The 26495-nt window shown below is 73.5% G+C and carries 20 protein-coding genes; 13 read left to right on the top strand and 7 right to left on the bottom strand.

Annotation, left to right across the window (positions count from 1 at the left end; genetic code table 11):
• The first annotated feature begins 50 nt into the window (after nt 1–50).
• On the top strand, nt 51–3536 hold the full coding sequence (locus tag IF06_RS0107805) for an ATP-binding cassette domain-containing protein (protein ID WP_030269878.1): 3486 nt from the start codon (nt 51–53) through the stop codon (nt 3534–3536).
• A gap of 34 nt (nt 3537–3570) precedes the next feature.
• Here the strand turns inward: IF06_RS0107805 and IF06_RS0107800 are convergent, their stop codons facing one another.
• The 4 genes from IF06_RS0107800 to IF06_RS0107785 form a co-directional block, all read right to left on the bottom strand.
• Nucleotides 3571–4638, bottom strand: a complete 1068-nt coding sequence (locus IF06_RS0107800; RefSeq protein WP_030269876.1) for an NADH:flavin oxidoreductase/NADH oxidase — start codon at nt 4636–4638, stop codon at nt 3571–3573.
• Nucleotides 4639–4706: 68 nt separating this feature from the next.
• A complete protein-coding gene (locus tag IF06_RS0107795) occupies nt 4707–5987 on the bottom strand; it encodes a dicarboxylate/amino acid:cation symporter (protein WP_030269874.1) in 1281 nt (426 codons plus the stop codon).
• 137 nt (nt 5988–6124) lie between these two features.
• Nucleotides 6125–6793: a DUF998 domain-containing protein gene (locus IF06_RS0107790; protein ID WP_030269873.1), complete on the bottom strand. Its 669-nt coding sequence runs from the start codon at nt 6791–6793 to the stop codon at nt 6125–6127.
• Nucleotides 6786–7751 carry a glutathione S-transferase family protein gene (locus IF06_RS0107785; RefSeq protein WP_013474413.1) on the bottom strand — a complete coding sequence of 322 codons (966 nt, stop codon included), beginning with the start codon at nt 7749–7751 and terminating at the stop codon, nt 6786–6788. The genes IF06_RS0107790 and IF06_RS0107785 overlap by 8 nt, the downstream gene beginning before the upstream one ends.
• Before the next feature lie 98 nt (nt 7752–7849).
• Here IF06_RS0107785 and pcaF point away from each other — a divergent pair, with 98 nt between their 5' ends.
• The 7 genes from pcaF (at nt 7850) to IF06_RS0107750 (ending at nt 15772) form a co-directional block, all read left to right on the top strand.
• A complete protein-coding gene (gene pcaF, locus IF06_RS0107780; protein WP_013284637.1) occupies nt 7850–9055 on the top strand; it encodes a 3-oxoadipyl-CoA thiolase in 1206 nt (401 codons plus the stop codon).
• 116 nt (nt 9056–9171) lie between these two features.
• The gene (locus tag IF06_RS0107775; RefSeq protein ID WP_030269871.1) at nt 9172–9990 is read left to right on the top strand and encodes an SAM-dependent methyltransferase; all 819 of its coding nucleotides are present in this window, start codon (nt 9172–9174) and stop codon (nt 9988–9990) included.
• A gap of 5 nt (nt 9991–9995) precedes the next feature.
• A complete protein-coding gene (locus IF06_RS0107770; RefSeq protein ID WP_013474415.1) occupies nt 9996–12146 on the top strand; it encodes a putative bifunctional diguanylate cyclase/phosphodiesterase in 2151 nt (716 codons plus the stop codon).
• An 88-nt stretch (nt 12147–12234) separates the two neighbouring features.
• Nucleotides 12235–12735, top strand: coding sequence for a DUF456 domain-containing protein (locus IF06_RS0107765; protein ID WP_013284640.1), 501 nt, complete (start codon nt 12235–12237; stop codon nt 12733–12735).
• A 47-nt stretch (nt 12736–12782) separates the two neighbouring features.
• On the top strand, nt 12783–13529 hold the full coding sequence (locus IF06_RS0107760; RefSeq protein ID WP_030269869.1) for an MBL fold metallo-hydrolase: 747 nt from the start codon (nt 12783–12785) through the stop codon (nt 13527–13529).
• A 261-nt stretch (nt 13530–13790) separates the two neighbouring features.
• Nucleotides 13791–15365: an amino acid permease gene (locus IF06_RS0107755; RefSeq protein ID WP_030269867.1), complete on the top strand. Its 1575-nt coding sequence runs from the start codon at nt 13791–13793 to the stop codon at nt 15363–15365.
• Nucleotides 15366–15394: 29 nt separating this feature from the next.
• Complete coding sequence (locus IF06_RS0107750) at nt 15395–15772, top strand: nuclear transport factor 2 family protein (protein WP_030269865.1); 378 nt, start codon at nt 15395–15397, stop codon at nt 15770–15772.
• 27 nt (nt 15773–15799) lie between these two features.
• Here the strand turns inward: IF06_RS0107750 and IF06_RS0107745 are convergent, their stop codons facing one another.
• Nucleotides 15800–16978 (bottom strand): PQQ-dependent sugar dehydrogenase, encoded by a 1179-nt coding sequence (locus IF06_RS0107745; RefSeq protein ID WP_030269863.1) that lies wholly within the window; start codon nt 16976–16978, stop codon nt 15800–15802.
• 86 nt (nt 16979–17064) lie between these two features.
• On the opposite strand from IF06_RS0107745, the gene IF06_RS0107740 reads away from it, so the two are divergent.
• From IF06_RS0107740 to IF06_RS0107720, 5 genes are all read left to right on the top strand, one after another.
• Entirely contained in the window at nt 17065–18429 is a 1365-nt protein-coding gene (locus IF06_RS0107740; protein ID WP_030269861.1) for a glutamine synthetase family protein, read from the top strand.
• A 161-nt stretch (nt 18430–18590) separates the two neighbouring features.
• On the top strand, nt 18591–19937 hold the full coding sequence (locus IF06_RS0107735; protein WP_420063436.1) for an aldehyde dehydrogenase family protein: 1347 nt from the start codon (nt 18591–18593) through the stop codon (nt 19935–19937).
• Between the two features lie 5 nt (nt 19938–19942).
• Nucleotides 19943–20710, top strand: a complete 768-nt coding sequence (locus tag IF06_RS0107730) for a 3-oxoacyl-ACP reductase (protein ID WP_030269857.1) — start codon at nt 19943–19945, stop codon at nt 20708–20710.
• Between the two features lie 174 nt (nt 20711–20884).
• On the top strand, nt 20885–21604 hold the full coding sequence (locus tag IF06_RS0107725) for a gamma-glutamyl-gamma-aminobutyrate hydrolase family protein (protein ID WP_036310430.1): 720 nt from the start codon (nt 20885–20887) through the stop codon (nt 21602–21604).
• A 204-nt stretch (nt 21605–21808) separates the two neighbouring features.
• Nucleotides 21809–25492, top strand: a complete 3684-nt coding sequence (locus tag IF06_RS0107720) for a SpoIIE family protein phosphatase (RefSeq protein ID WP_030269853.1) — start codon at nt 21809–21811, stop codon at nt 25490–25492.
• Between the two features lie 9 nt (nt 25493–25501).
• Here IF06_RS0107720 and IF06_RS0107715 read toward each other — a convergent pair whose 3' ends face one another.
• Both IF06_RS0107715 and IF06_RS0107710 read right to left on the bottom strand, forming a co-directional pair.
• Nucleotides 25502–26068, bottom strand: coding sequence for a GNAT family N-acetyltransferase (locus IF06_RS0107715; protein WP_013474428.1), 567 nt, complete (start codon nt 26066–26068; stop codon nt 25502–25504).
• Between the two features lie 76 nt (nt 26069–26144).
• Entirely contained in the window at nt 26145–26456 is a 312-nt protein-coding gene (locus IF06_RS0107710; protein WP_030269851.1) for an STAS domain-containing protein, read from the bottom strand.
• Between the last annotated feature and the right edge of the window lie 39 nt (nt 26457–26495).

Below are 26495 nucleotides of genomic sequence, written 5' to 3'. Positions count from 1 at the left end.
GGTGAGGGTGAGGGCACCGCCCCCACCGATCCGAGTCCGGAGGACCTTCCATGCGCCTGCTCCGAGATCTCTGGGCCACGGCGCCCCGGCGGATGACGGCGGTCCTGCTGCTGATCGTGCTCGGCGCCGCCGGCCAGGCGGCCGCCTCCGCGCTGGCCGGGCCGGTGCTGGTGCACCGCTCGTCCGGGTGGTTCGTCGCGCTCGCGGTGGCGCTCGTCGCCGCTGTCGTCACCGACCTGCTGATCGGCCTGATCATGGCCCGGCTCACCGCCGACTGGTCGGCCGACGTGCGGCGGCGGCTCTGCCGGGTCGCGCTGGGCCAGGATCTGCCCACCCTGGAGACCACGCCGGTCGGCGAGCTGCTCGACCGGATCGACAACGACGTCTACCAGGTCGCCGCCGAGATGCGGAACACCGGCGTACGGCTGGCGCAGGGCCTCGCGGTCTGTGTCCTCGCGACGGTGAGCGCGCTGATCGTCTGGTGGCCCGCCGGTGTCGGCATGATCGTGCTCACCTCCCTGCTCGCGGTGACGCTGCGCCGCCCGACCGCCCGGATCGCCCCGGCCCGGATGGCCGAGGAGGAGGCGTGGTCCGACCTCGCCGCAGTGATGGAGGAGGCGGTGCACGGGCAGGACGACGTGCGCACCAGCCTCGCCCGGCCGTACGTGCTGCGCCTCTACGCCCGCCGCGCGGCCGAGGTGATCGCCCGGTGCGGCCGGGTGTTCCGGCTCTCCGCGCGGGTCACCGCGGTCGCCGCCGGCGCGGTCGGGCTCGGCGTCGCGGGCGTGGTGCTGGGCGGCGCGTGGGCGCTGTCCACCGGCCGGGTGGACGCCGCGCGGCTCACCGCGATCTGGCTGCTGGCCGTCGCGTTCGGCGCGACCGTCGAGCAGATCGCCCGCTGGGTGCCGCACCTGCAACAGGCGTTCGGCGCCTGGGGCCGGGTGCAACTGCTCGCCGGATCGCCGCAGGAGCCGGGCGGCGGCGACGCCCCGGTCGACGGCGACCTGACCGTGCGCGGGCTCACCTACCGCTACCCGTCCGGCGGGGACGACCGCGGTCCGGCGCTGCGCGACGTCCACCTCGACTTCGTCCGCGGGCGCTCGTACGCGCTCGTCGGGCGGACCGGCTCGGGCAAGTCGACGCTGGCCAAGGTGCTGACCCGGGCGGTGGAGGTACCGCGCGGCACGGTGTTCCTCGGCGGCACCGACCTGGTCGACCTGGACGTGGAGGAACTGCGCCGGTGGATCGCCGTGGTGCCGCAGCGCACCGAGATCCTGGCCGGCACGCTCGCCGAGAACGTGGCGCTGTTCGATCCGGAGCTGCTGGACGCGGCCGAGCGGGCGCTGGCCGAACTGGGCCTGGCCGGCTGGATCGCCGAACTGCCCGACGGCGTGCACACCCGGCTCGGCGACGGCGGCTACGTGCTCTCCGCCGGGCAGGAACAACTCGTCGCGTTCGCCCGCATCCTGGTCCGCGACCCGCACGTGGTGATCCTCGACGAGGCCACCGCGCGGCTCGACCCGGTCACCGAGAACCGCGTACGAGAGGCCACCGAACGGCTGCTCACCGACCGGATCGGCATCGTCATCGCGCACCGGCTCTCCTCGGTGCGCCGCTGCGACGAGGTGGTCGTGATGGCCGACGGCGCGGTGCTGGAGGCCGGCCCGCTGCGCGAGTCGGCCCGCTTCGCCGAGCTGCTCGCCACCAGCCACGCCGGGGCGTACGCCGGGGTGGGCGCCCGGCGCGGCGGTGTGGAACTGCTCGACGCGCCCGCCTGGGACGACGCGCCCGCCACACCGGCCGCGCCCTCGACGCGGCCGGCCGCCGTGCCGCGCACCGACCCGCCACCGGCGCCGCCCTCGCCGCCCGCGCGGACCATGCGGGAGATCTTCCGGCTGGGCACCAACGATCCGCGGTACGGCCTGCTCTCGGTCGGCCTGTTCGTCGTGATGACGGTGCTCGGTCTGGACGGCGCGGTGCTGCCCTGGCTCTGGGCCGACCTGGTCGGCGGCGGCGACCCGTGGCTGCCGGCGCTGGGCATCGTGGCCGCGCTGCTCGTGGTGCTGCCGCTGCCGTACCTGACGAACCTGTGGTTCCCGCAGTGGTGGATCCGGCAGATGCTGCGGATCAGCGCCCGGCTGGTGCACGGGCAGACCGGCGCGCGCCGGGTCAGCGGGCACACCCCGGCCGAGGTGGTGGCCCAGGGCGGCGACACCGACCGGGTGGTGCACCTGGCCGACAACCTGATGGACCAGTTCATCTCGCTGGTCATCGTGGTCGCCATGACGCTGGTGACGGGCAGTCTCGTACCGGCGATGTTCTTCGTCGGCACGATGGTGGTGTCCGGGCTGGCGGCGACGCTGTTCGGGCCGCGGCTGGAACGCACCGCGGCAGGGACGGTGAAGGCGCGCGCCGCGTTCGCCACCGCGCTGGTGTCCGCGTTGTCCGCCGCCCGTACGGTCAAGCTGGCCGGCGCCACCCGCCCGGTGCTGCGCCACCTCGCCCGGCTGGACGAGGTACGCAGCGAGCGGCAGCGACGCGAGATCGCCATGCAGGTGTGGGCCCGGTCCACCCCGTCGGTCGCCAGCGGCCTGCTGCCGATCGGCGCGTGGGCGCTCTACCTGGCCGGTGAGCTGTCGGCGGGTGCCACGCTGGTGGCCGTGTCCACCCTGGGCGCGGCCCGCTGGTTCGCGTGGACCACCGCGTCGCTGGTGTCGCAGTACCCGTCGGCGCGGGTGTGGACCAAGCGGACGGTGGCGATGACCGGCGAGGCCGTGTACGCGGCGCCGGTGCCCGGCCTCGATCTGGTCGCGGGCACCGCGCCCGCGCCCGAGCCGCCGCCCCGGCACCCGCTGCGCCGCCTGGAGCTGTCCGGCTTCGGCGCGCTGCACTCCGACGGCACGCTCGCCGTCCGCGACGTCGACCTGGTGGTCGAGCGCGGGCAGCTGGTGCTGGTCGTCGGCCCGGTCGGGTCCGGCAAGTCGTCGCTGCTGCGCGCGCTCGCCGGGATCGTGCACCACGTCGGCGAGCTGCGCTGGAACGGTGACCCGGTCACCGAGCCGGAGATGTTCCTGCGCCCCAACCAGGTCGGGTACGTGGGCCAGCTACCCCGGGTGCTCTCCGGCACGGTGGCCGACAACATCGCGCTCGGCCACCAGGTGGACGCCGCCGGAGCGGTCTCGACCGCCCAGCTCGAACACGACCTGGCCGCGGCCGGGGGCGGGCTCGGGTTGCTGATCGGGCACAAGGGAACCCGCCTGTCCGGTGGTCAGCTCCAGCGGCTGGCGCTGGCCCGGGCGCTCGCGCCGCGTACCGAGCTGCTGGTGGCCGACGACGTGTCGTCGGCGCTGGACGTCAGCACGGAGCTGGCGCTGTGGGCGGCGCTGCGCGAGCACGGGGTGACTGTGGTCGGCTCGACCGCGAAGCGGGCCGCCCTGGTCCGGGCCGACCACGTGGTGGTGCTGATCGACGGCACCGTGGCCGACCAGGGCACCTGGACCGACCTGGAACCCCGCTGGAACCACCTGGCCGGCTGACCGCCCCCGCCCCACCGGGCGGGGGCGGGGTGGGTCAGAAGGCTCGGGTGTACTGGTCGGGCCAGGCCGGGGCGGCGCCGAGCTTGGCGGCGGCGCGGCGCGGCCAGTACGGGTCGCGCAGCAGTTCCCGCCCCAGCAGCACCAGGTCCGCCTCGCCGCCGGCCACGATCTGCTCGGCCTGCTCGGGCTCGACGATCAGGCCCACGGCGCCGGTCGGCACGCCGGCGTCGCGGCGGATCCGGGCGGCCAGCGGCACCTGGTAGCCGGGGCCGACCGGGATGGACGCCTGGACGGCCGCGCCGCCCGAGGACGTGTCGATCAGGTCGACTCCGGCGGCGGCCAGTTCCCCGGCGAGCACCACACTGTCGTCGACGCTCCAGCCGTCGTCGGTCCAGTCGGTGGCGGAGATCCGGGTCAGCACCGGCACGGACTCGCCGACGGCGGCGCGTACCGCGCGGGCCACCTCCATGGTGAGCCGCATCCGGGCGGCCCGGTCACCGCCGTAGCCGTCGGTGCGCCGGTTGGTCAGCGGGGAGAGGAACTCGTGCAGCAGGTAGCCGTGCGCGGCGTGGATCTCCACGGCGGCGAACCCGGCGTCCAGCGCCCGCCCGGCGGCGGTGGCGAAGGCGTCCACCACCGCGGCGATGCCCGCCTCGTCCAGCGCGGTCGGCGTGCGGTACTCCGGCACGAACGGCTGGTCGCCGGGGCCGACAGGGGTCCAGCCGCCCTCGGCGTCCGGCACGCCGCCGCGCCGCGGGGCCCACGGCCGGTACGTGGACGCCTTGAACCCGGCGTGCGCGAGCTGCACGGCCGGCACCGCGCCGTGGGCGGCGACGAACGCGGTGATCGGCCGCCACGCGTCGACGTGCGCGTCGGACCAGAGCCCGGTGTCCTGCGGGCTGATCCGGCCCTCGGGCACCACAGCCGTCGCCTCGGTGATGACGAGCCCGGCCCCGCCGACCGCGCGGGAGCCGAGGTGGACCCGGTGCCAGTCGGTGGGCAGGCCGTCCGGCCCGGCGCTGTACTGGCACATGGGCGCCAGCGCGATCCGGTTGGGCAGCGTGACGCCGCGCAGGGCGAGCGGGGTGAACAGGGCGCTCATTCTCGGATCCTCCGGTCGTGGCAACGGGTGCGCCTCCTTCTCAGGAGACGCACCCGAAGAGGTGTGGATCAGGCGGGTACGGGGTCGAGCCGCTCGGTCTCGGCGGGCTCGATCAGGTCGCGCTTGCCGGCCGAGTCGTACGCGGCCCGGTCGAGCGTGCCCTCCCGGGCGGCCACGATGGTCGGCACCACGGCCTGCCCGGCCACGTTCGTGGCGGTACGGATCATGTCCAGGATCGGGTCGATGGCCAGCAGCAGGCCGGCCCCGGCCAGCGGCAGGCCCAGCGTGCTCAGGGTCAGCGTCAGCATGACGATCGCGCCGGTCAGGCCGGCGGTCGCAGCCGAGCCCACCACCGAGACGAACGCGATCAGCAGGTAGTCGGTCACGCCCAGGTTCACGCCGAACACCTGCGCCACGAAGATCGCGGCGAGCGCCGGGTAGATGGCGGCGCAGCCGTCCATCTTCGTGGTGGCGCCGAACGGCACCGCGAAGGAGGCGTACTCGCGGGGGACGCCCAGGCGCTCGACCGAACGCTGGGTCACCGGCATGGTGCCCACCGAGGAGCGGGAGACGAAGGCCAGCTCGATGGCGGGCCAGGCGCCGGCGAAGAAGCGCAGCGGGTTGAGCTTGCCGGCCACCGCGAGCAGCACCGGGTAGACCACGAACAGCACCAGCGCGCAGCCGACGTAGACGGCCGTGGTGAACTTCGCGAGCGGGGCGAGCAGGTCCCAGCCGTACGAGGCGACGGCGTTGCCGATCAGGCCGAGCGTGCCGATCGGGGCGAGCCGGATGACCCACCAGAGCGCCTTCTGCACGATCGACAGCAGCGAGCGATTGAGCGACACGAACGGTTCGGCGGCGTCGCCGACCAGCAGCGCGGCGGCGCCCACGACCAGGGCGAGGAAGACGATCTGCAGGACGTTGCCCTCGACGAACGCGCCGACCGGGTTGGTCGGGACGATGCCGGTGAGGAAGTCGATCCAGGAGCCGGTGGTCTTCGGCGCGGTGGCGCCGGCCGGGTCCAGGTTGACGCCCCGGCCGGGGTCGGTGAGCAGGCCGATGCCGATGCCGATGCTCACCGCGATGAGCGCTGTGACGCCGAACCAGAGCAGCGTCTTGACTGCCAGCCGGGCGGCGTTGGCGACGCCGCGCAGGCTGACCACGCTGACCACGATGGCGGTGAAGACCAGCGGCGGCACGGCGAGCTTGAGGAGCTGGACGAAGAGGCCGCCGACGGTGTCGAGCGTGCTGGTCAGCCAGGCGAGGTCGGCGGCGCGGGCGAGGAAACCGAGCGCCACGCCGAGCACGAGGCCGAGCAGGATCTGGACGGAGAAGGGGATTCTGCGCAGGGCGGAAGTCATGAGGACGGATCCAAGGTCTGGAGAGGGAAGGCGGGCGTCGGGGGCGTGGAGCTACGCCGGACAGACGCCGCTGGCCTGCCGTCGCAGATCGACGTACAGGCGCTCGGTGAGGCACCAGACATTGGTCATCGTCGCGACACGTTACTCCCGCCCCGGGCCGGAACGGAAGGACCGTCGCCGGTGAGGCTCCTTACAGCCAGGTAGCCGGAGGTGACCAGTCCCCAGGCGGCGACCACGACCAGCAGCACCCGCTCCGACACCCCGAGCAGCGTGCTGCGCCCGACCAGCAGCAGCGCCGCCGCCACTACGGCGGCCACCGGCAGCGCCACCGCCGCGCCGACCGCGGCGATCCGCCGCAGCCCCTGGTCCGCGGCCGGGGAGAACAGCAGTACGAGCATGGCGAGCACCACCGCGGCGGTCGCCGCGATGCTCGCACCGCCGTGCACCAGGTCGGCCACCGTTGTGGCCTCGAACGGCGGCAGCGGGCAGCCCTCGCTGCACGTGACGGCGCCGGAGAGCACCGTGGCGACCGCGCCGACGCCGAGCAGCCCGGCCGCCGCCCGCAACCCCGGTGGCAGCGCCCCGGCGAGCAGCAGCAGCGACGCGGCCACCGAGAAGATCCCGATCCGGTACGCCCCGGCGTACCCGCTGTCGGTGATGCCCGCCTCACTCACGTACGCGATGGGGCCCGGGCCGGGACCGGCGATCACCGCGACAGTCACCGCTGCCGCGCCGGCTGCCAGGCAGACGGCGGCGAACGCGGCGGCGATCCGGCGGCCGGTGTCCTCAACCACGTCCGTGCGGGGTGGTCCAGCCGGACAGGTCCGGCCCCAGCGGCACGATCCGGGTCGGGTTGATCATGTCGTGGGTGGCGTAGTAGTGCCGCTTGATGTGGTCGAAGTCCACCGTCTCGCCGAACCCCGGCGTCTGGAACAGGTCCCGCGCGTACGCCCAGAGCACCGGCATCTCGGTGAGCTTGCGCTCGTTGCACTTGAAGTGGCCGTGGTACGCCACGTCGAAGCGCACCAGCGTGGTGAACAGGCGCACGTCCGCCTCGGTGATCGCGTCGCCCATCAGGTAGCGCCGCCCGGCCAGCCGCTCGCTCAGCGCGTCGAGGCGGGCGAACAGCGCGGTGAACGCCTCGTCGTACGCCTCCTGGGAGGTGGCGAAGCCGCACCGGTAGACGCCGTTGTTGACGTCCCGGTGGATCTCCGCCATCAGCGCGTCCATCTCCGGGCGCAGCTCGACCGGGTAGAGATCCGGCGCGTCCGGCGCGTGGAACCGCCGCCACTCGGTCGAGAAGTCCAGCGTGAGCTGCGGATAGTCGTTCGTCACGACCCGTCCGGTGAGCGTGTCCACGAGCGCCGGCACCGTCACCCGGCCGGTGTAGTCCCTGTCGGTGGACAGATACGCCTCGGACAGGTAGCCGATGCCGAGCACCGGGTCGAAGCCGTCCGGGTCGAGCGCGAACCGCCAGCCCCGCTCGTCCCGGATCGGATCGACGGTGCCCAGCGAGATCACCTCGTCCAGCCCGAGCAGGCCGCGCACGATCCGGGCCCGGTGCGCCCACGGGCAGGCCCGGCACCAGATCAGCCGGTAGCGGCCCGCCTCCAGCGGCCAGCGTCCCTGCTCGTCCGGCCCGCCCCCCTCGGGTGACGTGGAGTGCGGAGTGACCCGGCCGGTGAACCGGTTGGGCTGGCGGACGAACGCGCCGCCACCGCTGGTCTCTGCGCTGAACTGGGCCCCGGACATGCGGCAAACCTATCCGCTCCGGTCACGGATATCCTGGCGCCGGGTACCCCCGCGACCCGCCGACCGACCCCTTCCCACCCCCGAAGGACGTACGCGCGATGACAGTGGCCTATCTCGTTGCCGGAGTCCGCACCCCGATCGGCCGGTACGCCGGCGCGCTGGCCGGGGTCCGCCCCGACGACCTGGCCGCGCACGTCGTCCGTGAGCTGGTGGCCCGCCACCCCTCGGTCGACTGGGCCCGCACCGACGACGTGATCCTGGGCTGCGCCAACCAGGCCGGCGAGGACAACCGCAACGTGGCCCGGATGGCCGCGCTGCTCGGCGGCCTGCCGGAGGAGGTGCCGGGCAGCACCGTCAACCGGCTCTGCGGCTCCGGCCTGGACGCGCTCGCCTCCGCCGCCCGCGCGATCGTCGCCGGCGAGGCCGACCTGGTGGTGGCCGGCGGCGTGGAGAGCATGAGCCGCGCGCCGTTCGTCATGCCGAAGGCGGCCACGCCGTTCGCCCGCACCGCCGAGGTGTACGACACCACGATCGGCTGGCGGCTGGTCAACCCGCTGATGCGCAAGGGGTGGGGCATCGACTCGATGCCGGAGACGGCGGAGAACGTGGCAGCGGAGTTCGGCGTGGACCGGGCCGCGCAGGACGCCTTCGCGTACCGGTCGCAGCAGCGGGCCGCCAAGGCGCAGGCCGACGGCCGGCTGGCCGAGGAGATCGTCCCGGTGACGGTGCCCGCGGGCAAGCGCGAGACGAAGCTGGTCGAGGCCGACGAGCACCCGCGCGAGACGTCGCTTGAGAAGCTCGCCGCGCTGCCCACCCCGTTCCGCGAGGGCGGCACTGTGACCGCCGGCAACTCCTCCGGCGTCAACGACGGCGCCGTCGCGCTGCTGGTCGCCTCCGCAGCCGCCGTCGAGCGCTACGGCCTCACCCCGCTGGCCCGGGTACGCGGCGCCGCGTCGGCAGGCGTACCGCCGCGGATCATGGGCATCGGTCCGGTTCCGGCGACCCGCAAGCTGCTCGACCGGACGGGCCTGTCGCTCGCCGACGTGGACGTGATCGAGCTGAACGAGGCGTTCGCCGCGCAGTCGGTGGCGGTGCTGCGCGAGCTGGGCCTGCCGGAGGACGCCGAGCACGTCAACCCCGGCGGCGGGGCCATCGCGCTGGGTCACCCGCTCGGCGCCAGCGGTGCCCGGCTGGCGTTGACCGCCGCGCTGGAACTGCGCCGAAGGGGCGGCCGGCGGGCGCTCGCCACCATGTGCATCGGTGTCGGCCAGGGCATCTCGCTGCTGCTGGAGTCGGCCGCCTGAACCGGGCCGCCGGCATCGCCTCCAGTGGATCTCCCGAACCCGGCCGTACCGGCCTAGAGTGGTCTGGACCACATGATCCGCCATCGACGGCGGACGACGACCTGGGGGACCGAGCGATGCAGACGCCGGAGAGCCTGCCCACCGAGATCGACCTGACCCGGCCGAGCGCCGCCCGGGTCTACGACTACTTCCTCGGTGGGGCGCACAACTTCGAGATCGACCGGCAGCTCGCCGAACAGATCGCGGCGATGACGCCGAACCTGGCCGCCACCATGCGCTCCGGGCGGGAGTTCCTGCGCCGGGCCGTACGGGTGCTGCTCGACGCCGGCATCGACCAGTTCCTCGACGTCGGCTCCGGCATCCCCACCGTCGGCAACGTGCACGAGGTCGCCCAGGCCGCCGACCCGCAGGCCCGCATCGTGTACGTGGACATCGACCCGGTCGCCGTGGCGCACAGCCACGAACTGCTCGCCGGCAACGACCGGGCCACGGCGATCCTGGCCGACCTGCGCGAGCCGAAGCTGATCCTGGACCACGCCCGCGCCAGCGGCCTGATCGACTTCGACCGGCCGCTGGGCATCCTGCTCGCCGGCGTGGTGCACTTCGTGCCCGACGCCGACCGCCCGGCCGACATCCTGGCCACGCTGCGCGCCGCCGCCGCACCCGGCAGCTACCTGGTCATCTCCCACTCCACGTTCGAGGATCAGCCGCAGGAGATGCTGGACGCGCAGCGGCTGTCGGCGCGTACCGCCACGGAGATCACGCTGCGCTCGCGGGCCGAGATCACCGGCTTCTTCGGCGACTGGACGATCCTCGAACCGGGCGTCGTGCACATGCCGCTGTGGCGGCCCGACTCCCCGTCGGACGTGGACGAGCACCCGGAGCGGTTCGGGGCCTTCGGCGGCGTCGCCCGGCACGACCGCGCCGCCGGCTGAGCCCCATGCGCGCCCCGGACAGCGACGGGGGAGACGTCAGCCGGCCCGGCGCCGCCGCGTACGCCGCCGAGTGGGCTCGCGCGGTGCGCCGTATCGGGTTCGTGCCGCTGAGCGCGGCCGAGACCGAGCGCCTGCTGGTGCCGCTCACCGAGCGACTCGGCGAGGCCCTGCTCGCCCCCACCTTCTCCGCCCGCCCGGCGGAGGAGGTGGGGCGTGCCCTGGTCCAGGCGCACCTCACCGAGCCCGGCGTGCTCGACTGGTCGGTGCAGGCGCTCGGCGACCGGTTCCTGCCCTGGGTGCTGCCGTCGCGCACCGAGTCGCCGGAGCTGCGTGAGCGGGTCGCGCTGCTCCAGGGCGCGTTCGCCGCCGGGTTCGCCCGCGCGCTGCGCGACCGGGTCTTCAGCCAGCAGGAGCGGATCGCCCGGTCCGCGTGGCAGGCCCGGGACACCGTCGAGCAGGCGCTGCGGGACAGCGAGGCCCGGTTCCGGGCGGTCTTCACCGGCGCCGCCATCGGCATCGGCATCGCCGGGGTGGACGGGCAGATCATCGAGGTCAACCAGTCCTTCGCGGACATGCTCGGCTACGCCGTCGCGGAGATGCGGCGGATGAACGTCTCGGCGTTGTTCCACCCCGACGACGCGGCCGGGATGTGGGAGCTGTACCAGGAGCTGATCGAGGGCAAGCGGGACAGCGCGCGGGTGGAGAAGCGCTACTACCGCAAGGACGGCAGCGTGGTCTGGACCGACCTCGCGGTCTCGCTCATCCGGCACGACGACGGCCGGCCCCGGTTCACCGTGGCGATGGTGGAGGACATCACCCAGCGGTACGAGTTGCAGCAGCGGCTGCGTTTCCAGGCGCTGCACGACCCGCTGACCGGCCTGCCCAACCGGACGCTGTTCTTCGAGACGCTCGGCGACGTCTTCGACGGCGCCGGTCCGGACCAGCGCGTCGGGCTGTGCTTCATCGACCTGGATGGCTTCAAGGCGGTGAACGACAGCCTCGGCCACGACCTGGGCGACCGGCTGCTCAAGGTGATCGCCCGCCGGCTCAGCGACTGCGTGGCCGGGCGCGGCCACCTGGTGGCCCGGATGGGTGGCGACGAGTTCGTCATCCTGGTCGACTCCGACGGCGGCATCGACGACGCGGTGGAGGTCGCCGAGCTGGCGCTGGCCGCGGTGTCCGCGCCGGTGCACGTCGGTGACCAGCAGCTCGCCGTGTCGGCGAGCATCGGCATCGTGGAGTGTCCGGCGGCGGAGACGAGCGTCGGCGACCTGATGAAGGCCGCCGACACCACGCTCTACTGGGCCAAGGCGGAGGGCCGGGGCCGCTGGGCGGTGTACGACCCGGAGCGCAGCGCCGCCGACATCGCCCGCTCCGCGCTGGCCGCGAACCTGCCCGCCGCGCTGGACCGGGGCGAGTTCGTGCTGCACTACCAGCCGATCGTGTCGCTGCTGGACGGCACGATGGTGGCGGTCGAGGCGCTGGTGCGCTGGCAGCACCCGGAGCTGGGGCTGATCGGGCCGGACCGGTTCATCGGGCTGGCCGAGGAGACCGGCCTGATCGTCCGGCTCGGCGCCTGGGTGCTGCGTCAGGCGTGCCGCGACGCCGAGTCGTGGCGGCGCGCGTACCCGGACACCACGCCGGTGGTGAGCGTCAACCTGGCCGCCCGGCAGGCCGACGACCCGGCCATCGTGGAGACGGTGGCCGAGGCGTTGCAGCACACCGGCCTGCCGGCCGAGCTGTTGCAGCTGGAGCTGACCGAGAGCGCCGTCATGGGCAGCGCCGGCGAGCCGCTGCGGACGCTGCACCAGCTCGCCGGCCTCGGGCTGCGGCTGGCCATCGACGACTTCGGCACCGGCTACTCGAACCTCGCGTACCTGCGGCGGCTGCCGATCCACTGCGTGAAGCTGGCCGGCCCGTTCGTCGAGGGGATACGGGGTGACGGCGGGGACGCGGTGGCCGACCACCGGGACGAGCGGATCGTGGACGCGCTGGTCCGGCTGGCGCACGCGCTGGAGCTGTCGGTGACGGCCGAGGCGGTGGAGACCGAGGTGCAGGCCGAACGGCTGCGGGCGCTACGGTGCGACACCGGGCAGGGCCGGCTGTTCGGCGCCCCGATGCCCGCCGACGGCATCCGCGCCCGCCTGGGCGGGTAAGGAAGGGCCCCCTCTTAACGCCTCCGGTAGAGGAGGGGGCCCCGCTTAGCACCTCCCGCGAACGCGGCAGGCGAGGAAGGGAGAACCGGTGAGCCTCACCGATTCGCAGGCCGTGGTGTCGGTGGTCGCCGCGCTGGCGATCGTCGCCGGACTGGCCGGGGTGGTGGTGCCCGGGTTACCGGCGCTGCCGCTGTGCTGGGGCGGCGTACTGGTGTGGACGCTGTTCGGCGACGCCGGGCCGGGCCGCTGGGCGGTGCTCGCCGCCGCCACGGCGATCGCCGCCGGTGGCACCGTGCTCAAGTACCTCTGGCCGGGGCGCAACCTGAAGCGGACCGGCGTGCCCACCACCTCGCTGCTGGCGGGCGGCCTGCTCGGCGTGGTCGGGTTCTTCGTGATCCCGGTGGTCGGGCTGCCGATCGGCTTCGTCGGCGGCATCTTCGGCGCCGAACGGCTGCGGCTCGGCGACACCCGGCTCGCCTGGCCGGCCACGGTGCAGGCGCTCAAGGCGGCCGGGCTGTCGATGGTCCTGGAGTTCACCGCCGGCCTGATGATCGCCGCGCTGTGGGTCGCGGGGCTGCTGTTCGTCTGACCGTCGCCGGACCACCCGGCGACCACCCGGCCGGTACGGTCGACCGGATGCGGACAACAGTCCTGGGCGGCCTCGGCGCCTACCCCACCGCCCACCAGGCCTGCGCCGGCTTCCTCGTCGAACACGACGGCTTCCGGCTGCTGATCGACCCCGGCTACGCGACGCTGCAACCGTTGCTGGCGCTCACAAGGGCGGAGCACGTCGACGCCGTCTACGTCAGCCACGGCCACCCCGACCACTGCGCCGACCTGCAACCGCTGGTCCGCGCCCGGGTGCTCGCGAACCGGTCCGGGCCGCCCCTGCCGGTGTACGCCCCCACCGGCAGCCTCGCCGGACTGCTCGCGATCGACGAGCCGGGCCTGCTCGAACCCGGGTACCGGCTGACCGGGTTCACCCCGGGGGAGACGCTGCGTCTCGGGCCGTACGAGGTGCGGACGTTCGCGTTGCCGCACTGGGTGCCGAACGCCGGGGCCCGGTTCTCGGCGGCGGGCCTGGTGCTCGCCTACACCGGGGACACCGGACCCAGCCCGGCGCTGGTGGAGCTGGCCCTCGACGCGGACCTGCTGATCGCGGAGGCGACCTATCCGGACGACATCCCGCAGCGGCACGAGGGGAACCTGTCCAGCGCCGTCGAGGTCGGCCGGTACGCCGCCGAGGCCGGGGTGCGGCGCCTGCTGCTCACCCATCTGTGGCCGGGGACGGAGCCGCGGGAGGCGCTGGCCGCCGTACGGCGCGGGTTCGCCGGCCCGGTGGAGGTGGCCGCGCCCGGGCTGACCGTGACAGTCGGCCGGTAGGGAGCGGCGGCGCGGGGCGTCCGGAGGGTACGGCCGATCGCCGTACTTCAGTGAGAGAGAGGTGGACGCCGCGCGCCGCCGCGGACCGGGCGTTGCCGAGCGCCCGGTGCCGGCCCGTCGGGTCGGGCCTGGTCACGCCCACAATGATGCCCCGGGTGGGATCGGGCGACAACGCAATTACCGGGGTACGTATTGACCGCCTTGATCGGCTGGGAGCACACTGCGAGCACTCGCACGAGCATCGCCTCGAGGAGGTGTGCAGTGGCCACGACGCCCGCGCCGACCGCCGAGCAGCCGATGGACGACGACGCCCGACGACTCGCCGAACTCGGCTACAAACAGGAGTTGCGCCGCAAGTGGAGCGGCTTCTCCAACTTCGCGATCTCGTTCTCCATCATCTCGATCCTGGCCGGCTGCTTCACCACGTTCGGCCAGGCGTGGAACAACGGCGGCCCGGTGGCGATCTCCTGGGGCTGGCCGCTGATCTCGCTGTTCATCCTGATCATCGGCTTCTGCCTGGCCGAGCTGGTGTCGGCGTACCCGACAGCGGGCGGGATCTACTGGTGGGCGGCGACGATGGGCCGGCCGGTGCACGGCTGGTTCACCGGCTGGCTCAACCTGATCGGGCTGGTCGCGGTGACCGCGTCGGTCGACTACGGCTGCGCCACGTTCCTCAACCTGACGCTGTCGGCGCTGTTCGACGGCTGGGCCGGCACCGGGCACCAGACGTTCGGGCTGTTCGTGGTGATCCTCGCGCTGCACGGGCTGATCAACATCTACGGGCACCGGATCATCGACGTACTCCAGAACGTCTCGGTCTGGTGGCACGTCGCCGGCGCGGCCGCCGTGGTGCTGATCCTGGTCCTGGTCCCGGACAACCACCAGAGCTTCCAGTTCGTGTTCACCGAGCGGTTCAACAACTCCGGCTTCGGTGACGGCGAGACCGGCGGGCTGGCGTTCTGGTTCTACGTGCTGCCGCTGGGCTTCCTGCTCACGCAGTACACGATCACCGGCTTCGACGCCTGCGCGCACGTCTCCGAGGAGACCCGGGGCGCGTCCAAGGCCGCCGCGCAGGGGCTGTGGCGGTCGATCTTCTACTCGGCGGTGGGCGGCTGGATCCTGCTGCTCGCGTTCCTGTTCGCGGCCACCGACGTGGACGCGATCAACGAGGCGGGCGGCTTCTCCGGGGCGATCTTCGAGAGCGCGCTGACGCCGTTCTTCTTCAAGGCCGTCATCATCATCTCCACCATCGGGCAGTTCTTCTGCGGCATGAGCTGCGTGACGTCGATGTCGCGGATGGCGTACGCGTTCAGCCGGGACCGCGCGGTGCCGGGCTGGAAACTCTGGTCGAAGGTGAACCGCAACGGCACGCCCGTCAACGCCATCATCGGCGCGACGCTGGCCGGGCTGGTGCTCACACTGCCCGCGCTCTACCAGCGCGGCGGCATCCCGGTCGCGTTCTACGCGGTGGTGTCGGTCGCGGTGATCGGGCTGTACCTGTCCTTCATCATCCCGATCTTCCTGCGGCTGCGGATGGGCGACCGGTTCACCCCGGGCCCGTGGACGCTCGGCCGCCGCTACAAGCTGCTCGGCTGGATCGCGGTGGTCGAGATCGCAGTCATCTCGGTCTACTTCGTGCTGCCGATCGTCCCGGCGGGTGTGCCCGGCAACCCCGACTTCAGCTGGACGGCTGTGAACTACGCGCCGATCGCCATCGGTGGCGTGCTGCTCGGCGTCGCGACCTGGTGGTACGCCTCGGCCCGCAAGTGGTTCACCGGCCCGCGCCGCACCGTCGACCAGGCCGAACCCGAGCCCGAGCCCGCCGAGCCGTCGTAGCTGTCGGTGGGTCCTGCCATGATCCGGCAATGGACTCGGAAGCGGTGGTACGCGCGTTGTGGGATCGCATGCAGGCCCGGGACTGGACCGGCGTCGGTGACCTGCTGGCCGACGACGTGGTGGTCGAGTGGCCGGTCAGCGCCGAGCGGATCGTGGGCCGCGACCACTACGTGAAGATCAACGCCGAGTACCCGGAGGGCTGGTCGATCCGGGTGCTGCGGGTGGTGGCGGCCGGGGAGACCGTGGTGTCCGAGGTGGAGGTGCCGCACGAGGAGATGGGCGTGCACCGGGTTGCGTCGTTCTGGACCGTGCGCGACGGGCGGATCGTCGACGGCCGGGAGTACTGGACCAGCCTCGGTGCGGACCCGTCCCCGCAGTGGCGATCCGCCTGGGTCCAGCCGATGTGACGGCGGGCTGTCCGCGTACCGAAGGGGTCAGATCGTGGGGCGGCGGTGGGTGAGCGGGAAGCGGAGGATGCGGTCGTCGCCGGCCGCCGGGGTGCCGCGGCCGTCGCGGTTGCTGGTCGCCACCCAGACCGCGCCGTCCGGCGCGACCTCGACGGTACGCAGGCGGCCGTACGTGCCGACCAGCTCCGCCACCGGTACGCCGACGCGGCCGGCGGCGTCGACGGGCACCGCCCAGAGCCGGGCGCCGCGCAGCGCGGCGACGTAGAGCGTGCCCCTGGTGAACGCGGCACCGCTCGGGGACGCCTGCGCGGGCGGCCAGACGACGACCGGGTCGCGGAACCGGGGATCACCGGCGACGCCCTCGACGAGCGGCCAGCCGTAGTTGCCGCCGGGCACGATCCGGTTCACCTCGTCCCAGGTGCTCTGCCCGAACTCGGTGGCGAACAGCCGCCCCTGCCGGTCCCAGGCGAGGCCCTGCACGTTGCGGTGGCCGTAGCTGTAGACCAGCGAGCCGGGGAACGGGTTGCCCGCCGGCACGCCGCCGTCCGGGCGGATCCGCAGGATCTTGCCGTTGCGGCTGGTCAGGTCCTGCGCGCGGGCGGACACCCCGGCGTCGCCGATCCCGGCGTAGAGCATGCCGTCGGGGCCGAACGCGATCCGGCCGCCGTCGTGGACCGCGCTGCGGGCGATGCCGCTCACCAGCACCTGCGGCGGCTGGGACGCGCCGAGGCGGAACCGGACGATCCGGATGTCGGCAGCCGTGGTGTAGGCGGCGTAGACCCACCTGTCGCGGCGGTACCGGGGGGAGACCGCGAGCCCGAGCAGGCCCGCCTCGCCGCCCGCGGCCACGTCGGCGATCCGGGCCACCTGCCGGGCCGGGCGACCCGGGCGTACGCGCAGGATCGTGCCCTGGTCCCGCTGCGCGACCAGGGCGCTGCCGTCGGGCAGGAAGGCCAGCCCCCACGGCGCCTCCAGCCCGGTCGCGACGACGCGGGGACGGGTCAGGTCGTAGCCGGACCAGCCGGCACGCCCGTCGAAGCCGCGCAGGTCCAGCGCGACCGGGCGCTGGTGCGCGTCGGCGGTGACCGGCCGGTCGGGGCCGTCCGCGGCCGGGCGGCCGGTGGGCCGGTTGCCGGCGTGGGCGTCGGTCGCGGCCAGCACGATCGCGAGGACGGCGGCGACGACCGCGACGGTACGACGGCGCATGTGCACTCCCCGGTTTCGCACCCGGCCTCGCCGGGGCATTGACGGTGATCCGGTTTGCCAGTAGACCTTGGTGATGGAGGCCCCTGATGAAACCAACGCCGCTCTCGCTGGAACAGTTGCGGGTCGCCGTCACCGAGGGTGAGATCGACACGGTGGTGCTCGCGCTCACCGACATGCAGGGCCGCCTGCAGGGCAAGCGGTTCCACGCGCCCTACTTCCTCGACCAGGTGGTCACGCACGGCAGCGAGGGCTGCAACTACCTGCTCGCCGTGGACGTCGACATGAACACCGTCGACGGGTACGCGATGTCGAGCTGGGAACGCGGCTACGGCGACTTCGCCATGCGCCCCGACCTGGACACGCTGCGCCGGATGCCCTGGCAGCCCGGGTCCGCGCTGCTGCTGGCCGACCTGGAGTGGCTGGACGGCTCCGGCCCGGTGGTCGCCTCGCCCCGGCAGATCCTGCGCAAGCAGCTCGACCGGCTGGCCGCGCACGGGCTGACCGCGTACGCCGGCACCGAACTGGAGTTCGTGCTCTACCGCGACTCGTACGAGGAGGCGTGGCAGCGCGGCTACCGCGACCTGACGCCGGCCAACCAGTACAACGTGGACTACTCACTGCTCGGCACCGCCCGGGTCGAGCCGCTGCTGCGCCGCATCCGCACCGAGATGGCCGGCGCCGGGCTCACCCCGGAGAGCGCGAAGGGCGAGTGCAACCTCGGCCAGCACGAGATCGCCTTCCGGTACGACGAGGCGGTGCGCTGCGCCGACCACCACGTCATCTACAAGAACGGCGCCAAGGAGATCGCCGCCCAGGAGGGTATGGCGATCACGTTCATGGCGAAGCCGAACGAGCGGGAGGGCAACTCCTGCCACATCCACTTCTCGCTGCGCGACGCCTCCGGCTCCTCGGCGATGCTGGGGGACGGGCCCGCGCACCTGAGCGTCACCGGGCAGCGGGTGCTGGCCGGGCTGCTCGCCACCATGCGCGAGTTCAGCCTGTTCTTCGCACCCAACATCAACTCCTACAAGCGCTACCAGCCCGGCTCGTTCGCGCCGACCGCGCTGCGCTGGGGCACCGACAACCGCACCTGCGCGCTGCGGCTGGTCGGGCACGGGCAGGGGATGCGGGTGGAGAACCGGGTGCCGGGGGCCGACGTCAACCCGTACCTGGCGATCGCCGCGCTGGTGGCCGGGGCGGTGCACGGCATCGAGAACGAGCTGGAGCTGGCGGACGAGTGCACCGGCAACGCGTACGACGACCCGGACGCCGAGCGGGTGCCCACCACGCTGCGTGACGCGTTGGACCTGTGGCAGCGCTCGGAGGTGGCCCGGGAGGCGTTCGGCGACGAGGTGGCCGCCCACTACGCCAACCAGGCGAAGGTCGAGCTGACCGCCTTCGACGCCGCGGTGACGGACTGGGAGCTGACCCGTGGCTTCGAACGCCTCTGACGTGTACGCGCCCTCGCCTTCGCCCGCGTCCGCGCCCGCGCCCTCGCCCTCTCGCTCCCGCGATCTTGCACTTGCGGCCCTTGGCGCGGGTGTTGTGCGGCTTTCGCCGGGGCAGCAACTGCAAGATCGCCGAGGTGAGGGGAGGGGACCGCGTGGGTGAGGTGATCTCGCCTGTTGACGGGGCGGGGATCGGGGTCGTTCCGGGGTGCTCCGTGGAGGACGTGGATGCTGCTGTCTCGCGGGCGGCTGCGGCGTTCGAGACGTGGCGTCATGTGGCGCCGGGGGATCGGGGGCGGCTGCTGCGGCGGTTCGCCGCCCAGGTCGACGCGCACCTGGAGGAGCTGGCTCTCCTGGAGGTGCGCAACGCCGGGCACACCATCGGCAACGCCCGCTGGGAGGCGGGCAACGTCCGGGACGTGCTCGACTACTACGCGGGCGCGCCGGAACGGCTGACCGGCCACCAGATCCCGGTGCCCGGCGGGCTCGACGTCACGTTCCACGAGCCGCTGGGCGTGGTCGGCGTGATCGTGCCGTGGAACTTCCCGATGCCGATCGCCGGCTGGGGGTTCGCCCCGGCGCTCGCGGCCGGCAACACGGTGGTGCTGAAGCCGGCCGAGCTGACCCCGCTCACCGCGCTGCGCCTGGCCGAGCTGGCCCGCGACGCCGGCCTGCCCGACGGCGTGTTCACAGTGCTGCCCGGCCGGGGCAGCGTGGTCGGCGAGCGGTTCGTCACCCACCCGGCGGTCCGCAAGATCTGTTTCACCGGCTCGACCGAGGTCGGCACCCGGATCATGGCCGGCTGCGCGGCCCAGGTGAAACGGGTGACGCTGGAGCTGGGCGGCAAGTCCGCCAACATCGTGTTCGCCGACGCGGACCTGGAGAAGGCGGCTGCGACCGCGCCGTACGCGGTCTTCGACAACGCCGGCCAGGACTGCTGCGCCCGCTCCCGGATCCTGGTCCAGCGCCGGGTGTACGACAGGTTCCTGGAACTGCTCGAACCGGCCGTACGGGCGGTGCGGGTGGAGGACCCGGCCCGGGAGAGCGCCGAGATGGGGCCGCTGATCTCCGCCGCGCACCGGGACCGGGTCGCCGGGTACGTCGACGGGGCGGACGTCGCATTCACCGGCTCGTGCCCCGACGGCCCCGGCTTCTGGTACGCCCCGACCGTGCTGCTCGCCGGCTCCCCGGCGGACCGGCACTGGCGGGAGGAGGTCTTCGGCCCGGTCGTCTCGGTGCTGCCGTTCGACGACGAGGCGGACGCGATCCGGCTCGCCAACGACACCGAGTACGGGCTCTCCGGCTCGATCTGGACCCGGGACGTCGGGCGCGCGGTGCGGGTGGCCCGCGCCGTCGAGTCGGGCAACCTCAGCGTCAACTCGCACTCCTCGGTGCGCTACTGGACCCCGTTCGGCGGGATGAAGCGTTCCGGCCTGGGCCGGGAGCTGGGTCCGGACGCGCTGCACGCCTTCACCGACGTCAAGAACGTGTTCATCGGCACCGAGGAGTGATCACAGTGCAGGGACGGCTTTCCGAGCGGGTGGCAGTGGTGACCGGCGCGGGCAGCGGCATCGGGCTCGCCACCGTACGCCGCTTCGCCGCCGAGGGCGCCCGGGTGGTGTGCGTGGACATCGACGCCGACGCCGGTACCCGGGCCGCGCAGGAGGTGGGTGGCGAGTTCGTCGCCGCCGACGTGGCCGACGAGACGGCGGTGCGTGACCTGTTCGACGGGGTGGTGCAGCGGCACGGCCGGGTGGACGTGTCGTTCCACAACGCGGGCATCTCGCCGCCTGAGGACGACTCGATCCTGGAGACCGGCCTGGACGCCTGGGAACGGGTGCTGCGGGTCAACACCACGAGCGTGTACCTGTGCTGCAAGTACGTCATCCCGCACATGCGCCGGCAGGGCAAGGGCTCGATCATCAACACCGCCTCGTTCGTGGCGCTGATGGGCGCTGCCACGTCGCAGATCGCGTACACGGCGAGCAAGGGCGGGGTGCTGGCGATGACCCGGGAGCTGGGCGTGCAGTTCGCCCGCGAGGGCATCCGGGTCAACGCGCTGTGCCCCGGGCCGGTGGCCACGCCGCTGCTGCTGGAGTTGTTCGCCAAGGATCCGGAGCGGGCCGCCCGGCGGCTGGTGCACGTGCCGATGGGCCGGTTCGGCGACCCGGCCGAGATCGCCGCCGCTGTGGCGTTCCTCGCCAGCGACGACGCCTCGTTCATGACCGCAGCGCAGTTCGTCGTCGACGGCGGTATCACCGGCGCGTACGTCACCCCACTGTGAGCGCGAGGAGTGAGCCGGTCTTGCGAGCCCCGCAGTCGCGAACCCAGGCCGGCATTGTGAGCGTGAGGAGTGAGCCGGTCTTGCGAGCCCCGCAGTCGCGAACCAGGTCGGCATTGTGAGCGTGAGGAGTGAGCCGGTCTTGCGAGCCCCGCAGTCGCGAACCAGGCTGGCACTGTGAGCGCGAGAAGGCCGGTCATCGGCATCACCGCGTACGTCGAGCCGGCCGGCTGGGCGGTGTGGCGGGACGTGCCGGCGACGCTCGTGCCGCACGCGTACGTCCGCGCGGTCACCGCGGCGGGCGGCCGGGCCGTCGTGCTGCCCCCGGACGACGCCGACGCGGACGTGCTGGGGCTGCTGGACGGGCTGCTGCTGGCCGGCGGCGCGGACGTCGGGCCGGAGCGGTACGGCGAGCCGCCGGACCCGCGTACCGAGAGCCGGCCGGAGCGCGACGCGGGGGAGACGACGCTGCTGACCGCCGCGCTCGCCGCGGACCTGCCGGTGCTGGGTGTGTGCCGGGGGATGCAACTGCTGGCGGTGGCGTACGGCGGCCTGCTGCACCAGCACCTGCCGGATGTGGTCGGGCACGACGGGCACCGTCCCGCGCCGGGCGTCTACGGGTCGCATTCGGTGCGCTTCGCCGCCGGCAGCCGGGCCGCCGAGGTGATGGCCGGGGTGGACCGGGTCAACTCGTACCACCATCAGGCGGTGGCCGACCCCGGCGGCCTGGCGGTGACCGGCTGGGCCGACGACGGGGTGATCGAGGCGGTGGAGGATCCGGCGCGGCGGTTCGTGCTCGGGGTGCAGTGGCATCCGGAGAACGAGGCCGAGCCGCGGCCGGTGGCCGCGCTGGTCCGGGCCGCGATGTCGGCTAGATCACACACCCGCGTTTCGTAGGTGCGGACAGCCGAATCGGCGGCCCGCCGACCAGGCGAGGACCGCCCGAGTCGCCCCGGAGCGTCGGTTACGCCAGGATGAGGCGGAGGTAAGCAGCGTCGAACGGTGCGGGTGCGTTACGTTGCTCGTCCGTCGGGGTAGTAGGCGGGGACGGTCGGCGGAGAATCGCCGGCCGTCATGATCATGGCCGGAGCGGGAGGCTGCATGAGCTCGGCCCACGGGGGCGGGGAGGACGGTCGTTCGTCCCCGGCGGCCGGCGAGGCGTCCCTACCGCCACTGCTCGCCGCGGCGTTCGCCGCCGGCGGTGAGATGGGCGGCCGGCTGCGCGGCTTCGACTGGTCCACCACCGCTCTCGGCAGCCCGGACCGCTGGCCCGCGGCGCTGTGCCACGCCGTGAGCACGATGCTGTCGTCCCGCGCCCAGATGGTCGTCTTCTGGGGCGAGGAGCACCTGGCCTTCTACAACGACGCCTACCGGCCGACCATCGGCGACAAGCACCCGGCCGTGATCGGGCAGCCCGCCCGGCTGCACTGGGCGGAGACCTGGGACGTGCTCGGCCCGCTGCTGGACGGCGTGCGCCGCACCGGCGTGCCGTACCGGGGCGAGAACCACCCCTTCGTGCTCGACCGCCACGGTTTCCTGGAGGACGTCTACTTCGACGTCTCGTACGACCCGATCCGCAGCGCCGACGGCACCGTCGGCGGTCTGTTCTGCTTCGTCAACGAGACCACCGGCCGGGTGCTCGGCGAGCGCCGGCTGCGCGCCCTCGCCGAGCTGGGCAACGAGCTGGGCGATGTACCCGGCATGCTCGAACTGGGCCAGGCCGTCGCCCGGGTGCTCGACGCCCACCGCGCCGACGTGCCGTTCAGCGCGCTGTGGTTCGCCGACGAGCGCGGCACACTCGTGCCGGGCGGCTGCTCCGGCGTGGATCCGGCCACCGTCGCCGATCCGCCGCCCGGCCTGCCCGAGGGCGAGCCGTTCACCGAGCCGCGCTGGATCGCCACCGCCGACCTGCCGGGCGCGGTGCCGCCGGACGCCGCCGGCCAGGCGCTCCTGCTGCCGCTGACCGCCACGAACGAGCCGGCCGGCGCGCTGCTGCTCGGGGTGTCGCGCCGGCTGCCGTTCACCGACGACTACCGCGACTTCGTCGACCTGGTCGCCGCACAGGTGTCCCGGGCGGTGGGCAAGCAGCGGGCGTACGAGCAGGAACGCGCCCGCGCCGCCGAGCTGGCCGCGCTGGACCGCGCCAAGACCAACTTCTTCGCCAACGTCAGCCACGAGTTCCGGACCCCGCTCACGCTGGTCCTCGGGCCGATGGAGGAGATGCTCGCCGACCGGGAGCTGCCCGAGCGGTATCTCGACCGGCTCACCGTCATGCACCGCAACGGGCTGCGCTTGCTCAAGCTGGTCAACACGGTGCTCGACTTCTCCCGGCTGGAGTCCGGCCGGCTGGCCGCCCGCTACCAGCCCACCGACCTGTCCGACTACACCTCCCGGCTGGCCAGCACGTTCCGCTCGGCCACCGAGCGGGCCGGGCTGCGCCTGGTGGTGGACTGCCCGCCGCTGCCCGCGCCGGTCTACGTCGACCGGGACATGTGGGAGAAGATCGTCCTCAACCTGCTGTCGAACGCGGTCAAGTTCACGTTCGACGGCGAGATCCGGGTCCGGGTCCGCGCGGACGACGGCGCCGCCGTCCTGGAGGTGGCCGACACCGGCGTCGGCATCGCGCCGGAGGAACTGCCGCAGGTCTTCGAGCGGTTCCACCGGGTGGCCGGCGCCCGCTCGCGTACCCACGAGGGCACCGGCATCGGGCTCGCCCTGGTCCGCGAGCTGGTCGAGATGCACGGCGGCACGGTGACCGCGCACAGCGTCGTGGACCGGGGCACCACGTTCACCGTGACCATGCCCTTCGGGTACGCGCACCTGCCCGCCGACCGGGTGGCCGCCCTGTCGCCGGTCCCGCTGACCGAACCGGAGCAGGCCCGCCTGTACGTCGCCGAGACGGCGCTCTGGACCGACGAGGTGGCCCGCCCCACCGGGCTGCCGGAGGCGTCCGGCGCGCCGGGTGGGTCCGGTCGCATCCTGTTCGCCGACGACAACTCCGACCTGCGCGAGCACGTCGTCCGGCTGCTGTCCCCGGCGTACGAGGTGGTGGCCGTGCCGGACGGCGTGGAGGCGCTGCGGCTGGCCGTCGAGACCCCGTTCGACCTGGTGCTGACCGACGTGATGATGCCCCGGCTGGACGGCTTCGGGCTGGTCGCCGCGCTGCGGGCCGAGCCGGCTACCCGGCACGTGCCGATCGTGCTGCTCTCCGCACGGGCCGGCGCCGCCGAGGAGGTCGCGGGTCTGTCCACCGGCGCCGACGACTACCTGACCAAGCCCTTCTCCAGCCAGGAGCTGGTGGCCCGGGTCCGGGCCAACGTCGAGCTGGGCCAGTTGCGCGGGCAGATCATCCGCCGGCTGCGGGCACTCGCCGACGCCGCAGTGGAGATCAACACCGCCCGGTCCACCGCCGAGGTGGTCCGGGTGGCCGCCCGGCACGCGCTGCGCCTGGCCGAGGCCGGACGGGTCCGGGTAACCGCCACCGGAGCCCGCCACGAGGAGGACGCCGGCGGCGACCTGCCCGCCGAGCCGACAGTGGTGCTGCCGCTCACCGGCACCGCCGGCGAGCAGCTCGGCGAGCTGCGGGTGTGGCGCCGCGAGGGCGGCGGCACCGAGGAGGCGGCGCTCACCGAACTGGCCCGGCTGATCGGCGTACGGCTGGAGAACGCCCAGCTCTACGAGGCCGAGCACCACATCGCGACCACACTCCAGCACAGCCTGCTGCCGCGTACGCTGCCGCAGTTGCCCGGCGCGGTGGTGGCCAGCCGCTACCTGCCAGGCAGCGCCGACGTGGAGGTCGGCGGCGACTGGTACGACGTGATGGCCACCGCCGACGACGACCTGGTGCTGGTCATCGGCGACGTGGTGGGCAAGGGCGTGCGGGCCGCCGCGGCGATGGGCCAGCTCCGCAACGCGCTTCGGGCGTACGTCCTGGAGGGCTACGACCCGGGCGAGGCGCTGACCCGGCTCAACCGGCTGGTCCACTCCGCCGGCAGCGGCTCCTTCGCCACTGTGGTCTGCCTCGGCTTCTCCCCGCGCACGGGCAGGATCCGGTACGCGAGCGCGGGTCATCCGTCACCCCTGCTGATCCGAGGAGACGACGTGGCGTTCCTGCACGATCGGGCTCTCGGACCGCCGATCGGGGCGATCCCCGGCGCCGTCTACCCGGCCGCCGAGGGCGAACTCGCGCCGGGCAACCGGCTCCTGCTCTACACCGACGGCCTGATCGAGGACCGGTCCGCGGGCATCGACGCCGGGCTGGGCCAGTTGCGGGCCGACGCGACGGCGCGCGCCGGGCACGTGGCGGACCTGGTCGACGCCGTCATGGCCCGGGTGGCCGAGCGGTCCCGGCACGACGACGTGGCGGTGCTCGCGCTGGAGGCGGCCGAACTGAACCGGTTCGCGCTGCGCCTGCCCGCCGACCCGACCCGGCTCAGCGTGCTCCGCAAGCGGCTGGAGGACTTCCTCGTCGCCCACCAGGTCGGCGAGACCGACCTGTTCGACCTGACCGTGGCGGTCTCCGAGGCGGCGGCGAACGCGATCGAGCACCCGGTCGACCCGGTGGACCCGACGATCGAGGTCGAGGTGACGATCGCCGACCGTACGGTCACCGCGACCATCCGGGACAGCGGACGCTGGCGGGAGTCGAGCGGGTCGACCTTCCGGGGGCGCGGGCTGGCGCTGATCCAGGCGCTGGGGGAGATGAACGTGACCCGTTCCGCGAACGGCACCGAGCTGACGCTGCGCCGCCGGCTGGCCGATCAGGCGCCGCCCTCGGGACGCTGAGGCGGCCGGTCACAGCGGCGACGGGTCGTCGCGCAGCCGGCTGTAGAGCCACCCGTCGCGCCAGGCGCCGGCCCGGAACTCGCAGGACCGCAGAACTCCCTCCAGTTGGAAGCCGGCCTTCTCCAGCGACCGCTGCTCGGCGGCGTTCTCGGGATGGGTGCCGGCCTGGATGCGCTGCGCCGGGGTGTGGCTGAACAGGTAGTCGCAGAGCAGCGCCTGCGCTCGCCAGCCGAGACCCCGGCCGCGCCACTCGGGCAGCAGCACGATCCCGATCTCCCAGTACGGTGCCCGCCCGCTCTCGCGCTGCAGGTAGCTGAGGTAACCGACCGGCGCGTCCGGGGGCTCGACCTGGACGATCAGGCCACCGCTCCGGTCGCCGAGATAGCCGTCCTCGGCGAAGCGGCGGGCCGGCGCGGCGGCGTCCTGGAAGCCGGCCCAGTCGAGGCCGATCAGCCCGGGTTCGACAGCGAACCGGCGCAGCATCGCGAGATCGTCCTCGGCCACCGGGCGCAGTCGTACGGTCGAGCCGGGCGCCTCGTGCACGACACCGGCCATCGACGGATGGGAGCTGTCCATCCTCCGCACCGTAGTGACGGGCCGGGCTGCCCGCTGTCCCGCGTCGACGGCGTTCACGCGGGGAGCAGCCCTCGATCTAGCCGGCGAGCCAGTCCTGGTCGCCGAGGCCGGAGATGTCCAGCACGCGCCGGACCTGCGGCGACGGCAGCACGGTCAACGCGTCCGGGAACCGCTGGGCGAGCCGGACCACCGCGTGGATGGCGGCCGAGTCGAAGAAGGTGACCGCCCGCAGGTCGAGCGTGAGCCGCTTGGCGGGCTCGCGGAGCGCGGTCTGGAACATGGTGTCGGCGGTCGCCATGTCGACCTCGCCGGTCACCTGGACGCGCAGTTGGTCGCCGTCGGCCTGCGCCGTCACGGAGAAGACGGGCGCCGCGCCCCCTTGATCCACGGAGCAACAATGGCACAGCGTTTGCGGCACGGCAACAAC

It is taken from the genome of Micromonospora globosa, from assembly GCF_000717585.1.
Classification (GTDB): Bacteria; Actinomycetota; Actinomycetes; order Mycobacteriales; family Micromonosporaceae; genus Micromonospora; species Micromonospora aurantiaca.
This window is presented reverse-complemented; position numbering and strand designations above follow the sequence as displayed.